Raw genomic sequence first — 13,047 nt, forward strand, 5'->3', positions numbered from 1 at the left:
GAGGCTACTAACCAACGATATATCGATAGCAGAAAAGCGCTTTGCAGGCTAATGTATCATTTGTGCCGTGTCTTTACATTAAGGCGTCAATAAGTTTATCATCTATAATTTTTATTATGACGTGAATTGCGAGAAGAGTTAAATAGCCATGAATCAAAAAACTGTCGGACTAGGCGTTCTGGCGATAGCCACCGTCGTGGGCCTTGTGTGGATGCAGCGTATCGGGAAGGATGAAGGTGTAGAAGCGAATATTGGGAACGCTGCCCCGGCTGTATCCTCCGATGTTTCGCATTCTACCGACCCCATTCCAAGCTCCAAAGCTGTTTTATCTAGCGACTCCCCGAAAAAAAAATCAGTCAGGCATCCTTTTCCAGAAGTCCCTCGAACACGAGAGGGGCTGAGCTTTAAGGATGATCCGTCCTTTGCGGAAAGTAGAGCTGAGCAGCAGTGGTTGGATCGTCATGGTTATCCCAATGAAAAGCAATGGGAAGCTTATATGCTTGCCCCAGATGCACTTTTGAAGCAGGCGGCTGAAGCCGGTGATATGGCTGCTCAAGCAATGCTTGATGCAAGATTGCTTCCCGTCGATAGACAAGCTTAGCAGCGCCTTGTTGAAGCGGGCGCTGAAGGAAATTTGTTTGCGTTGACCATGCTCGCCTCTTATCAAGGTGGAAGCAACGGTGGAGACCCTGTGGCGGCGTACGCTTTGTCGCGCGTCACGGAAATGCGAGGTGACACACGGGCTGGAATAACAAGGGATTTGATGATAACTAAGCCGCTTTCAAATGAGCAAAGGATGCTGGGTGAAGCAGAGGCGCTACGTCTGAATGAGGCTATCGAAAAGATCTATATAGCAAAACATGGGGTTGCTCCATCTCTGGATAAACGCCCAATTGGGGTTAAATAACAGGTTCGGCTTTCAATTAAGGATGATACAGTGGAATTGAAAAAATTCAGCATTATTGCTTTATCTTTGGGTGGGCTCGTTGTATTGCCTATGCGTGCTCTGAGCTTCGAATGCCTCCGTTAAAGCCTATCGAAGTCTCCACGGAATTGCCGAAATTCAGCAATTATTCCAATCCGGCTAATGCAGCTTTCATGAAAAACTTTATGCGCCGCATCGAAAATTTTAGGCAGAAGTAATTGGGTTGATAATTCTTACAAGGGATATGTGGCGTATACAGTCAGTATGTTGATGTATACGGGGCGCGCGATAATATACATCGAGAAGCCATGTGGAAAAACAGCGCAACAAGTTACTGAAGAGCTTCAGCAGCAAGCAACAAGTGGGGGCGGTGGTGGTGGCGGGGGCGGTGGATCCACTGGTAGTGGTGGTGGCATTCTGATTGGTGGTGGATGCTATGGAAGCTGCGGTGGGAAGATGCCCGTTGTGGACGTTGGTGATCCGGAGCAAGTAGGATAGATCCTGAGTATTTCATGCTGGGCTTTTCCTAAGCCCAGCTGCTACATTTTTGCAAATATAGAGTAAGAGGAAATATGCTTTTCAAACAGATATTTCCTCTGGCCCCATTGTTTCGAGCGAGGGCTGCCGGCTTGTCGCCTACCTGTGCCCCGCGGGCATCTGGACCATCGGCTACGGCCACACCGGCAAGGATGTCTACGCCGGCCTGAAGATCACTCAGGAACGCGCGGAGGCGCTACTGGCGGCCGACCTGGCCGCTGCCGCGACCATCGTCCGCAAGTACGTCCGCGTGCCCCTCACAACGCCACAGGAGGCCGCTCTGGTGTCCTTCGTGTTCAACGTCGGCTGGGCACGGTTCTCTGGCTCCACCCTCGTGCGCCTGTTGAACAAGGGCGACTACGCCTGCGTCCCCGCGCAGCTCGCGCGATGGAACAAGGGCACGGTCAAGGGCCAGCTTGTTGTGCTGCCCGGCCTGGTCACCCGCCGCGCTGCCGAAGGTGCTCTGTGGGGCTTCGGATGAAGCGCCGAGTCCGCAACTTCGCCGTCGAACTGACGGCCGGGCTGGCGCTAGCTTATGGCTTGTACGCCCTGCTAAGGCACATAGTGTGATCGTCCTCCATCTTCTTGGCGGGCTGTGTGCGGCTTCTCTAGTCATTGCACACTCGGCCCTGCTGCGCGCCACTGGCAATAGCTCACGCAGCCCGGTCGATTTGGTAGACAGCAGGCTTTGCGTGTTGCGACAGGAAGCGGATTCTATTAGATTGACAGGCAGACACGTCTGTCATGGAAGATCGCCTCAATGAACCTGAAAATGACTATGCTTAAAGCGGCACTTGCTCTTCAGTTGATCGCACTACCGTTTTTCGCAAGCGCTGCGGTTTCGTCGCAAGTCGTCGTAACGGAATCGACTTATTCGGCAACGTCTTCCGAAACGCAGCAGGTCGTACTCTGGCTGCAACAGCATACTGCGCGCGTTAACGGCCGCCCGGTCGGAGACTTCAATCAAATAGGCGACATCACCGTTGCGCACAGCCGTGAAACCGCTTCGGACGGCCTTGCGCACCTTCAGTCACCAGGGGACAGTCCTCCAACAGATTTGCCGATCCACGCACAACCCGGCGATACGTACTCGGTCAGCTCGTGCTCCAAGAGCGTCAGTCAAACCTGGTCATTTGTATTCGTTAACAATTCCAGCGGCGGCTCCTGGAAGCTGGTTGATTACAAATACAATACGAAAGCTTGCTCAGGCTCGTCAGATTGATTAGAGATTTGGAGTCGCCGCTCTTGAGAGAGACAGTGCCACTTCAAGGAACGGGCCTAACGGCCCGTTTTCTTTATCTGCAGTCACCTTAGACACCGAGGCGTTCAAGCTCACCCGAAGAAAGCCGAAGCTCCCGAAGGTCTCTTGAAGTGAACTGGCAGTGGCACATGGACGTGCCGCGGTCGGCGCGGAGACAAACCCCGTGAAGGAATATATCCCCAGATAGGGCTTTATCCTACAATGGGAGCATTCTGCCCTAGAATAACTATTAAGAGCACCCATAGTTCCACTTTCAGTGGAACTACAAGGGGTTTATCTAGTTCAACCTGTTGTGGTCAAGTTTTGGTGGACACGTGGATAGGGGGTTTCAGGTAGTGGCTTTCTCGTAGTCGGCTGGAGATCGATAGCCGAGGGTGGAGTGCAGGCGGTGGGTGTTGTAGAAGCCGACGATGTAGTGGGTGATATCGGCGATGGCCTCGTTGGGGTTGGTGTAGCGACGCTGCCAGACGCGCTCCATTTTCAGGCTCAGGAAGAACCGCTCCATTACCGCGTTGTCCCAGCAGTTGCCCTTGCGGCTCATGCTGGCCACCAGCTTGTGCTTGGTCAGCAGGTCGCGGTGGGCCTGGCTGGCGTACTGGCTGCCGCGGTCGCTATGCACGATCAGCCCCGGCTTGGGCTGGCGCGGGGCAATGGCCATCTGCAAGGCGGTACAGACCAGCTCGGCCGGCATGGTCGGTGCCATTGCCCAGCCCACCACCTTGCGCGAGTACAGGTCCAGCACCGCGGCCAGGTACAGCCAGCCGCGCTCGGTGCGGATGTAGGTGATATCGGCCACCCAGGCCTGGTCGAGGGCGTCCGGGTTGAAGCGCCGATCCAGATGGTTGTCCGCCACCGGCATCTCGTGTCGGCTGTCGGTGGTATGGACGAACTTGCGCCTCCAGCGCGCCTTCAGTCCCTGCTGCTTCATCAGGCGGCGGACTCGATGGCGACTGGCGGGCAGACCCTGGGCCTTCAGGCTCGCGCTCAGCCGGCGGCTGCCATAGTTGCCGCCGCTGGCCTGGAACGCCGTCTGCAATGGCGCAGCGAGCGTGCACGCCCTCGGTGCTGAGCGCCGCCGACGGGCCGCATACAGCCCCGAGCGGCTCACGCCCAGCAGCTGGCACAGCCGGGCGGTTGCGGCCTTCTCCTGCCACTGATCGATCATCTGCTGGATCATTTCAGTTCCCGGGCGAAGAAGGCCGATGCTTTTTTTAACAAGCTGTTGTCCTCACGCAGTCGCTGGTTCTCCCGTTCCAACTCACGGATGCGTTGCTGCTCGGGGGTCAGGGGCCGACCTTGCCCAGGCTGGCCGGCATGCTCGGCCTCGTATTGGGCCAGCCAGCGACGCACGGCGCTATCGACCAAGTCCAGGTCGCGGCACACCTGACCCACGCTCAGGCCTTGGTCGCGGATCATTTGCACCACCTGCAGCTTGAAGGCGGTATCGAAATTTCTACGGATACGGGGCGTCATGTCGTTCAAAGTCCTCGCTGGGGATGATCATCCCCTATCGAGGTGTCCACGAGAATTAGACCAGGACAGTACGACAAACTTCCCAACCACCCTACGGATGAGGAGCAGTAAGCCATGAAGACTTTCGTTGCCGCACTGGGGGTTGTCGCCCTTGCGATTGCTCCGCTGGTGTCGACCGCCGCAACCCCTCGCGCCACCGCGAGCGCTGAAAAGCAACTGTGGGCATTCTCCGAGAGGCTTGCGCTGGCCCTTCCCGGCGATGGCAGGGACGTCCTGAAGATCGTTTCGGCTTCCTCTGATTCCGTCGCTACGCCAGCTGGGTTGGAGCACCGCGAAGCATCCAGGGAGATCGCCCCATCGTTGTTCGCGTCTAACGTCGTGGTGGTGACGACGCCCGACAACCAAACCGATTCGGCATCCTTCGACGTGACCGGGAGTTGCGTCTCGATGGCAGCGCTGCGCAACCGGTATCCGAGCCTCATCGTGATGGACTACGCCCGCGGCGACAACGAGCACGCAACCTACACCTTCGGCGCACAGGTCGGCGATGCCATCGTCGCCTACTCGTTTCCAGCCAAAAAGCTGGACTGCATGAGCCGCGTGGCTGTCACGCCCGCGAAGGTAACGAAGAGCAAGCTCGGGATTCAGTAGTCCCTGAAAGATGAATCGGCTCGCCCCTGCAAGGAATCGGGAAGCAGCAGAAGCCGCCAGCCATCCGCTGGCGGCTTTTTACATATTATGCTCGAGGCATTGGGATACGAAGCTAGAGAAAATAATCTCTTAAGAAGATACTTATCCCGCCCGATTTCTTGTTGAGGCTAGGCGTAAATATCTGCTTTTTGGATATCCGAAAGCGCGCGCTACGGTGGTTGCGCGGACACCCCGTCCGCCCACGTCGAGGACGGATGCCATGACGACTTCGAAAGCCCGCACCACCGCCGCCCCGCGGCACACCGCGCCAGCGGCCACGCCGCAGCCGCAGGAAGAGCCCTTCACCTTCGGCGTCACCCTGCAACAACTTGACCAGTTCCACGCGCTGTTGCGCACCATCACCGCGCAGAGCGACATGGTGGCGGTGTGCAGCGGGGCGCCGCTGGACGACAAGAGCGTGTCGATCCTGGGCGAGAGCATCTTCACGGCCGCCCGCGCGGTGCGCGGGATCGTGGACGAGATCCACGCACAGCGGCTGGGCGGCGATGGCCTGGCGCCGGTATCGCAGGGGGAGCCGCGTCATGCGTAAGCCGCCTTCCCGTCCCGCCGCCACCTCGCGCAAGCGTGCGCCGCGCCAGACAGCGCGATTTCGCGACTGGACCATCGTGGAGCCATCGCTCACGCCGATGCTGACGCCCGAGCAGATCGCCGCCGACCTTGCCGCCGAGGAGGCCCGCACGCCGCGCGCACCACGCCGCTCGCGCCCGCCGCAGCGCTGCAAGATGGGCTACGGCTATTACCCGGCCAGCAACCAGGTGGTGCCGGCGCTGCGCCTGCGCGGGCGCTGGCTGGAACAGCTGGGTTTCGCCATCGGCAGCACGCTGCGCATCGAGGTGCGTGCCGGCGAACTGGTGGTGCGCGTGGCCGACGCGGACTGACGCGGCAGGCCGCCATCGGGTGCAAGGCCGCTGCACCGTTCGCAGGAGGGGAGGGCAGCAAACCGCGTCGCGATTGTTCCTGCGCCCTCGCCATTTCCTCTCCTTCCGCACCCGCGCTCCGGCCGCGCGTCCATGCTAGCGTTCCGCTACCGAGAGCAGGCAGGCCACAGGAGCAGGGCATGCAGGTCGATCCGATACGCGAGGGTGTCGCGGTGCCACGTGGCAGACCCGCCGCCCGCGTGGGGTGGGCGCTGCTGTGGCTGGCGCTTGCCGCGTCCGCGGCCGTGTTCGTCCGCCACGTCTACCTGAATACGTCCCGCTGGATTCGCCCGCTTACACCATGTTTCTCACCCGCCGCGGCTGGCTGTGGTGCCACCTGGGCGGCGGTGCGGTCGGCATCGTGCTCGGCACGCTGCAGTTCGCTACGCAGCGCTGGCGCCGGCATGCGTGGGTGCATCCTTGGGTGGGGCGGGCCTACTTCGCCGGCATGTTGGTGGCGATGCTCGGGGCGAGCGTGTTGATCGTCACGTCGCCGGCACCGATGCCGATCCGCGTGGCCTTCGCCGCGACCGAAGCGGCATGGCTGGTGGTGGCGTCCGCGGGATTGCTGGCCATTCGCCGCGGTCAGGTGGCGCTGCACCAGCGCTGGATGGTGCGGGCGTATCTGGTGACCCTGGCGCCAATGGTGTTCCGCATCGCACTCTACAGTGCGGTGGATGCCGGCATGGTGCCGTCGCCGAACATGATCGCGGCGCTGTTATGGGGCAGTTGGGCGGTGCCCCTGTTGGTGGACGCGCTGGGCCGTCGGGTGGCCGGTGCCGCAATACGCGGCGCGCGAGCGGCCGCGGTCCGGGCAGAGACCGGCTAGCGCACACTGCGGTCGGCGCTTCCCGAAGCGAGGCGCCGGCGGGTCTTGGCGGCTTTCACTTCCGGGGTCCAGGCGAACACGCCGAGCCTACCGTAGAACGCCGCCGTCGCCTCGGTGTCGAGGTGGTGGCGGTCGGGGCACAGCACCAAGCCGCGGTCGATCCGATGTGTCTCCGTTTGCGTCCATGCGACTCCTATCCCAGATTCAATTTAAACATGGCGCCGGAATCAGCCGTTATCGGCATCGCCGGTCGCCTGCTTTCGACGTCGCACCGCTCCAGCCGTGATGCTGACGATGTGCTGCCATGAAGTGCGCTGTATCCCATCTTTTTTCGCTGTCCACCGCGCGAGCGTGTTCCGGCCAATCGCGCCGGCGAGCAATTCGTTCGTTGCATCACTTCTTCGGTTGTCGCGATCAACCAGGCAGCGTCTGGCGGTTTATTGGTCTGTCTGACTCAAGCAAAGAGACGTCGCAATGCAAAAACTGAAACGGATATTGACGTGTTCCAGTTCTATCACTTCTCCCAGCTCTCCTCCGGCCCACCGCGATGCCGAGGAAAGCAGCGATCGCAGGCAAGGGCCCGCTGCATCTGGCGACACGCGGTTTGACGCGCTCGCTGAGAGGCCAATACGGGCTTACACGCAAGGATTTGAGCGGTCCTCTCCAGAACACCAGCTGCGTAACCGGATCAATAAGAAATTGCTGCCAAAAATCAACGATCTTGTCGAAATCTGCAAGCATTTTGAAAACGGAAGTGCTCCAGAGTACGGAATAGCGCTGGAGTTACAGAAACAGCTGGAGATGCGCAGTCAAGGGCTGCTCCAAGATGAGGATGGCATGCTGATCTGCGGCGGCGACGAATTGGACGAGGCCATTTGCCAACTTGAAAAACAAGTTGAGCTCTACTTCGACAGCGACCCAGACACACCACCGCCGACATTGCGTCCTCGGTTGTCTGCGGCGGATGCGCCAGTTCACGCAGATACGCCAGTTCGCTCACGTCGGCCATCCGTCCGGCCATTCGTGCAGAAAGTGGCACCGGTGAGGCGGCCTGGATCGGATGCCAATATCGACAAGGAGGTCATGGAGGCCGCCTTGAGTCTGGTAAAAGTTGAGTGTCAGACGTCTAGGGCGATGGAAGACGAAGAAAATATAGTGAATGCCAAGGTTGTAGATTTTCTCGAGGCCATCAAAGAAAATAAAATGGTGAATATGCTGGTTGTGATCAGGGCCAAGGAAGCCAACATGGAAACCAACGGCGACGCCGTCGAGTTGGTAAATGCCCTGAAGCACCTCGTCAAGCGGCTCCCCAACCTTTTGAAGTGATAAAGCCCGGTAAGGGACATGAGACACGGCGGCCGCGCCTCCGGTCCAGGTCGATGCGATGTCCAACTTCGATTGGCGCAACGCCCGATCGCCGCCCGCAGTGCGCGACAGCGATAAAATGCGCGGCATGATCGCAGGCGCGGGGGGAGGGGCGCGCCTGCGATCATGCCGCGACTTAGCGGTACTGACTTCAGCGGTACTTGTCGAACAACTCCTGGCGCACGGCGATGGTGCAGGCTTCCTTGGTCAACAGGTGCTCGAGCGCGCTGTTGTCGTTGGGATTGCCGGAACCCAGGTCGAGCATGGACACCTGATTGCTGCCGCGGGCCTTGAACGCGGCGATGGCGGTTGTGGCGTTCTTCAGTGGCACGGTGGCGTCGTTGTCCGAGCCGCACAGCAGGGTCGGGGTCCGCGGCGTCCAGGACAGCAGGTCGTTGCGCTCCAGGTCGCGCAGGAACGGGGCGTTGGGGTTGCTGGCGAAGTCGTTGTAGAAGCCCGGCTGGAAGTAGCTGCGCACCTTGTCGACGCCGGGCAGCGTGTCGCCGAGCGCCAGGTCGATCAGGCTCAGCTTGCCGGGGAACAGCGCTTCCACCTTGCTGGCCCACGGATCCTGGAACACCTGCGACGGGGCGAGGTAGATGTTGTGGTAGGTGCGCTGCATGCCGATCACGGCGTAGCTGCTCAGCACGATGCCGAAGGTGCTCTCGCCCACCGCATTGCGGCCGCTCCAGCTGTCGCGGAAGGTCTGGCTGAGCGCATACGGGCCGGAGATCGGCGCACTGGCGACCAGTTGGAACTCGTTGGACAGGTGCGCTTCGATCTCGCGCTGGGTGGCCATGGCGGAATGCCCGCCCTGCGAGAAGCCGGTCAGCATGACCTTGCCCGACAGCGGCGTGTTGAGCCGCTGCAGTAGCTGGCGCGCGGCGCGCAGGGCGTCGATGGAGGCGCTGGCTTCGGATGCGGCGTGCAGGTACGGGTGGAACCGATAGTTGGACTGGCCGATGCCCAGGTAGTCGCTGCTGACCACCACGTAGCCCTGGGTGGCGAGGTGGGTGACGATGGTGTCGTCGCCCTTGGCGTCGCGGATCTCCTTGGCCTGTTCGGCGTGGCGCAGCGACTCGGTGCCCTGGCTGTAGCTCAGCAGCGGGAAGGGGCCGGTGCACTGGCTGCCGCCCGGCACCAGCAGCGTCCCGGAGGCCGTGGCCGGTTCGCCTTCGACGCCGATCGTGACGTAGGTAAACTCTGCCACGCGCACGTCGCATTTGGCCTGGTCACTGGACTGGGCGTTGGCCAGCAGTGTGCCGATTGCCTGGCGGGTGTAGTTGCTCAGGATGCTGCTCTTGAGCAGCGTGCCGCGTGCCGGTGCCGCCGACGCGGCCAGGGGCAGGGCCGCCGCCGCAACGCCGATCACGGAAAGCGCGCACAGCGCCAGCCGGTTGCACAGTAGGGCCATGGAAAACATCCTCGCAGTTGAATCCCGATGACTTGGGGTGAGTAGGGCGCAAACTCTACTACGGCAACGTGGGTGTTTTTTGCGACAACCAGGGAAGGATTTATCTGCGGTATTGATTCGCGCAATCATTGGAAGATTATCGGGACGCATGCCACCGATGAAACGTGCGGCGTGTCGGCGGCGTAGCGTGCGCTGCGCGACAGCGGTGCAGCGATTTGCGGAAAATCCGCATGTTTTCACGGGGATTTTGCCCAATTCCGGCCAATTCGCGAAATGGCCCCGGATCGGCGGTTTGCCAGGATCCAATATTTCAGTATTGGATAATCATGGGTTTAAAGATAACCGCGGTGCGTCGCCGGATAATATGGCATCCGTTGCGCGCTGGCACCGAGTGGTTGCGTCGGTCGGGAAGCGACGCGGCAGCAAGGTGGCAATGTCGCTTGTCGCGCAGATGGCTGCCTGACTGCGCCGCACCGATGACGGTGGTCGGTGCGGGCGGATGCGGCGTGGCTGTTGGAGGCGATGCGAAAGACGTGCGACCGGCGCGCCGCCATCGAGCGCGCGCCGGCCGGACGAATGGGGTTACCGCACCTTGTACAGCACCGCCGCGCCGGGCTTCGGCTCGAACATGGGGACGGTCTGCTGCTTGAGCGCGGTGCCCTTGGCGTCCCACACCAGGGTCTCGGCGGGGTATTCCTCGTTGCGGGTCATGCTGTCGATCTGTTTGACGATCACCGCCGAACCGGCTTTCACTTCGGGGTTCCAGGCGAACACGCCGAGCCTGCCGTAGAACACGGCCGGCGCGTCGGCGTCGAGGCGACGGTCGGGGCACATCACCAGGCCGCGGTCGAGCATCACGCGCAACGCGCCGACCGGCACGGCGTTCACGGTGGGCGCGGTGCGGTCGGTACTGTGGCCAGGGCAGACATTGGCCGAGCGGAGCAGCATGTCCTCGACCACTTGCCGGTCGGACTGGGCGAAGGCCGGCAGGGCGGCGGCCGACAGGGCGAGCATTGCGACAGTGGACTTCCAGTGCACGTGACACCTCCTAATTGAATGAATTCTCCAGACGTCGCGGTTGGCCACGCTGCACAGGTGCGGCGCTGCCAGGGACGCGCCGGCACTCTAGCAACCGGAACGATGGGGAATTGCAAAAGGCGCGTGATGGCGCGATGCCCAACTCCGCGAGGCGCTTTCGCGCCGGACCCTCACCCCAACCCCTCTTCCGAGGGCCTGATTAGCGCTGTGTCTCAGCTGGTGATGCTGCCTTGGTTTAGAAATGCAGGTTCTTCAGTGAGATACGGCGATGACGCTCAATCGGATCCAGTTCCAAAAGGGGCTTTCGATTCCGGCTTTTCTGAGCCGCTACGGCTCCGAGGCGCAATGTGTCGAGGCCTTGGTTCAGGCCAGGTGGCCCAATGGCTTCGTGTGTCCGCAGTGCGGACACACGCATGCCAGTGGCTTTGAGCGGGGACGCCAGCACCTGTGGCAGTGCGCGCGCTGCCGGGTACAGACCAGCTTGACCGCCGGCACGCCCATGGCAGACACCAAGCTTCCCTTGCGGGTGTGGTGGCTGGCCATCTATCTGGTGAGCCAAGCCAAGAACGGAATTGCTGCGCTGGAACTGGCTCGGCAACTGGGCGTGTGCTATCGCACTGCATGGCGGATCAAGCACAAAGTGATGTCGGCGATGGCCGATCGTGAGCAGTCACGCCGGCTCGACGGAGAGGTCCAGATCGATGATGCCTATCTGGGCGGCGAACGCGCCGGTGGTCCAGGCCAACCGCAGTGGCGCAATAAAGTGCCGTTTATTGCAGCGGTTTCCCTGCATCAAGGGCGCCCGCGCTATCTCCGCCTGGATGTGGTCTCCAGCTTCCGAAGAAGCGTCGTGCACACGTGGGCTCAGCAGGCACTGGCACCGGGCACCCATGTCGTCAGTGATGGGCTGACAGCGTTCACCGGTGTGGGCTGGGCAGGCCTGACCCACGATGCCATCGTGACCGGAAGCGGCCGCAAAGGCGTCCAGCAGCCTCGTCTGCGTTGGGTCAATACGATCCTGGGCAATCTCAAAACGGCGCTTAGCGGCACCCACCATGCGGTGGACTTCCCCAAATACGGCGCGCGCTACCTGCATGCGCATGCCTACCGCTTCAATCGCCGCTTCAACCTGGCCGCCATGGTGCCGCGCCTGGCCAGTGCCCTGGCCGGCGCGGGAAGGCTCACAGAGCAGCAACTGCGTACGACAGCTGAGACACAGCGCTAATCAGGTTCCGAGGGGAGGAGGGGCTATTTGTACGGCCCCGGGCCGCGCCAGACCAGTTCGCCCTGCTTGTAGACCTGCAGCATGGTGATGACCTCGCGGGCGTCGCCGATGGCCTTCAGTTCCGGGGAGTCCGGCGGCAGCGCACGGCATTTGCCGGAGCCGCGCTTCATCGCGAGTTCCAGCGGGCAGGCCATGCGGTATTGGGTGCCGGGCAGCAGAATGAAGAATTCCTTCATGCCCTGGTCCATCCAGGCGCGCAGCAGGGTTTCGCTGCGCAGGTCGTAGTAGACCAGGTAGCCGCCCAGTTCCATGCTCGGGCCGGCGTCGCTGGGGTCGCCGCGGCGGCCGCCACGGCCGCCGCCGTCGCGCACCAGCCCGGCCTCGTTGGGGCCGAGGTCCTGGTCGATCGCGCCCGGCGGGCGTCCGGTCCAGGTCTCGCGGCGCTGGGTCGGTTCGGGTTCGCTGGCGGCGGCCTGGGTCTGTTGCTGCGCGGCCGGGTCCGGTTGCGGCGGTGCCGGCTGCTCTGCCGGCGCGGTCGCGGGCAGAGCCGGCGCGCTGGCGGCGGCGACCGGATCGGGCGGCGGTACCGGGTCGTCGGCCTGCGCGACCAGGGTGGACTGGACCGGCGAGGTCGCCGGCCGTGCCTTGGCCGGTGCGGGTGTGTGCTTGGGCTGCGGGCTGGGCGGCGTCTTGACCGGTGGCACGGGCTGGCGTGTGGCGCCGATGAAGTCCACCTTGGTCCGGCCGCCGCTGGCCGCGCCTTGCGGCGTGCTCATGGTGGGCGGGTCGGCCAGCAGCAACAGCAGCAACATCAGCAGGTGCAGCACGGCGCTGACGATTGCGGCAATCCAGGGGTCCAGGCGTTCGACCCAGGATGTGGCCCGGGGGGCCGCGCGATGCGACGCGTTGCTCATGCCGCCGCGGCTGCGTCGGGAGTGCGGGCCTTCATGGGGGGTCTGCAGGGTGCGGCCGGTGGGGGCGCCATCGTAACGCGTGCGAGGCTCTGTTCCTTTGTCGGGCCGCAGCACGCTTAACTGCTGTTGGCGCTGTCGGCATGACCAGGCGGCCGATCCGGCGTAACCGCCGGTTCCACGCGCAGGGGTCCGCTTTCGCGGCGCCAGGCCGGCGTGGCGCTGCCTTCGTCTTGGGTGCGATGTTCATGGGCAACGCCCGCCATCCGCTTCAAGAAGACGAACTGCTGCTGCGGTCCACGCCGAAGGCCGCGGCGTGGCCCTGCCTGGCCTTGCCCGCCACGGCGAGCGCCAGGGGGCCGATGCGTCGCATGCTCCGCGTGGAGCGCACGCTTGCCGGCCAGCCGTTGCCGGCCACGCTGGCGCCGGATGGGCGCGGCC

The 13,047-nt window shown here is 62.3% G+C and carries 14 protein-coding genes and 1 pseudogene; 10 read left to right on the forward strand and 5 right to left on the reverse strand.

The features are described 5' to 3' along the window. Positions 1 to 148: 148 nt before the first annotated feature. From KHF85_RS00590 to KHF85_RS00600, 3 genes are all read left to right on the forward strand, one after another. Positions 149 to 601 (forward strand): hypothetical protein, encoded by a 453-nt coding sequence (locus KHF85_RS00590; protein WP_284568117.1) that lies wholly within the window; start codon positions 149 to 151, stop codon positions 599 to 601. Positions 602 to 1,589: 988 nt separating this feature from the next. Continuing rightward, positions 1,590 to 1,943: a lysozyme gene (locus KHF85_RS00595; RefSeq protein WP_409976722.1), complete on the forward strand. Its 354-nt coding sequence runs from the start codon at positions 1,590 to 1,592 to the stop codon at positions 1,941 to 1,943. Positions 1,944 to 2,222: 279 nt separating this feature from the next. Continuing rightward, positions 2,223 to 2,684, forward strand: coding sequence for a hypothetical protein (locus tag KHF85_RS00600; protein ID WP_284568118.1), 462 nt, complete (start codon positions 2,223 to 2,225; stop codon positions 2,682 to 2,684). Between the two features lie 367 nt (positions 2,685 to 3,051). On the opposite strand, the gene KHF85_RS00605 is transcribed toward KHF85_RS00600, so the two are convergent. Then, positions 3,052 to 4,196 (reverse strand): IS3 family transposase gene (locus KHF85_RS00605; protein ID WP_284567722.1). Its coding sequence is split into 2 segments (ribosomal slippage): positions 3,052 to 3,944 and positions 3,944 to 4,196, totalling 1,146 coding nucleotides; the frame shifts between segments, so codons are not numbered across the junction. A gap of 114 nt (positions 4,197 to 4,310) precedes the next feature. Here KHF85_RS00605 and KHF85_RS00610 point away from each other — a divergent pair. The 4 genes and pseudogenes from KHF85_RS00610 to KHF85_RS00625 all read left to right on the forward strand — a co-directional run bounded on the left by KHF85_RS00610 (position 4,311) and on the right by KHF85_RS00625 (position 6,653). Then, positions 4,311 to 4,847 (forward strand): hypothetical protein, encoded by a 537-nt coding sequence (locus KHF85_RS00610; RefSeq protein ID WP_284568119.1) that lies wholly within the window; start codon positions 4,311 to 4,313, stop codon positions 4,845 to 4,847. 259 nt (positions 4,848 to 5,106) lie between these two features. After that, positions 5,107 to 5,436 carry a hypothetical protein gene (locus KHF85_RS00615; protein ID WP_284568120.1) on the forward strand — a complete coding sequence of 110 codons (330 nt, stop codon included), beginning with the start codon at positions 5,107 to 5,109 and terminating at the stop codon, positions 5,434 to 5,436. Beyond that, complete coding sequence (locus KHF85_RS00620) at positions 5,429 to 5,785, forward strand: SymE family type I addiction module toxin (protein WP_284568121.1); 357 nt, start codon at positions 5,429 to 5,431, stop codon at positions 5,783 to 5,785. The genes KHF85_RS00615 and KHF85_RS00620 overlap by 8 nt, the downstream gene beginning before the upstream one ends. A gap of 179 nt (positions 5,786 to 5,964) precedes the next feature. Beyond that, positions 5,965 to 6,653, forward strand: a pseudogene (locus KHF85_RS00625) (DUF2306 domain-containing protein). On the opposite strand, the gene KHF85_RS00630 reads toward KHF85_RS00625, so the two are convergent. Then, positions 6,650 to 6,802 (reverse strand): hypothetical protein, encoded by a 153-nt coding sequence (locus KHF85_RS00630; protein WP_284568122.1) that lies wholly within the window; start codon positions 6,800 to 6,802, stop codon positions 6,650 to 6,652. The pseudogene KHF85_RS00625 and the gene KHF85_RS00630 overlap by 4 nt on opposite strands. Before the next feature lie 325 nt (positions 6,803 to 7,127). Here KHF85_RS00630 and KHF85_RS00635 point away from each other — a divergent pair, with 325 nt between their 5' ends. Continuing rightward, positions 7,128 to 7,979 (forward strand): hypothetical protein, encoded by an 852-nt coding sequence (locus KHF85_RS00635; protein WP_284568123.1) that lies wholly within the window; start codon positions 7,128 to 7,130, stop codon positions 7,977 to 7,979. Positions 7,980 to 8,169: 190 nt separating this feature from the next. Here the strand turns inward: KHF85_RS00635 and KHF85_RS00640 are convergent, their stop codons facing one another. Beyond that, positions 8,170 to 9,432, reverse strand: a complete 1,263-nt coding sequence (locus KHF85_RS00640) for an alpha/beta hydrolase family protein (RefSeq protein ID WP_284568124.1) — start codon at positions 9,430 to 9,432, stop codon at positions 8,170 to 8,172. Positions 9,433 to 9,589: 157 nt separating this feature from the next. Here KHF85_RS00640 and KHF85_RS00645 point away from each other — a divergent pair, with 157 nt between their 5' ends. Next, complete coding sequence (locus KHF85_RS00645) at positions 9,590 to 9,895, forward strand: hypothetical protein (protein WP_284568125.1); 306 nt, start codon at positions 9,590 to 9,592, stop codon at positions 9,893 to 9,895. 119 nt (positions 9,896 to 10,014) lie between these two features. Here the strand turns inward: KHF85_RS00645 and KHF85_RS00650 are convergent, their stop codons facing one another. After that, complete coding sequence (locus KHF85_RS00650) at positions 10,015 to 10,446, reverse strand: hypothetical protein (protein ID WP_064542437.1); 432 nt, start codon at positions 10,444 to 10,446, stop codon at positions 10,015 to 10,017. Between the two features lie 292 nt (positions 10,447 to 10,738). On the opposite strand from KHF85_RS00650, the gene KHF85_RS00655 reads away from it, so the two are divergent. Continuing rightward, positions 10,739 to 11,695: an IS1595 family transposase gene (locus tag KHF85_RS00655; RefSeq protein ID WP_284566649.1), complete on the forward strand. Its 957-nt coding sequence runs from the start codon at positions 10,739 to 10,741 to the stop codon at positions 11,693 to 11,695. A 23-nt stretch (positions 11,696 to 11,718) separates the two neighbouring features. On the opposite strand, the gene KHF85_RS00660 is transcribed toward KHF85_RS00655, so the two are convergent. Beyond that, positions 11,719 to 12,609, reverse strand: coding sequence for a type II toxin-antitoxin system RelE/ParE family toxin (locus KHF85_RS00660; RefSeq protein ID WP_284568126.1), 891 nt, complete (start codon positions 12,607 to 12,609; stop codon positions 11,719 to 11,721). Positions 12,610 to 13,047: the final 438 nt, after the last annotated feature.

Source organism: Xanthomonas graminis pv. graminis, from assembly GCF_030168915.1.
In the GTDB taxonomy this organism is placed as follows: domain Bacteria; phylum Pseudomonadota; class Gammaproteobacteria; order Xanthomonadales; family Xanthomonadaceae; genus Xanthomonas_A; species Xanthomonas_A translucens.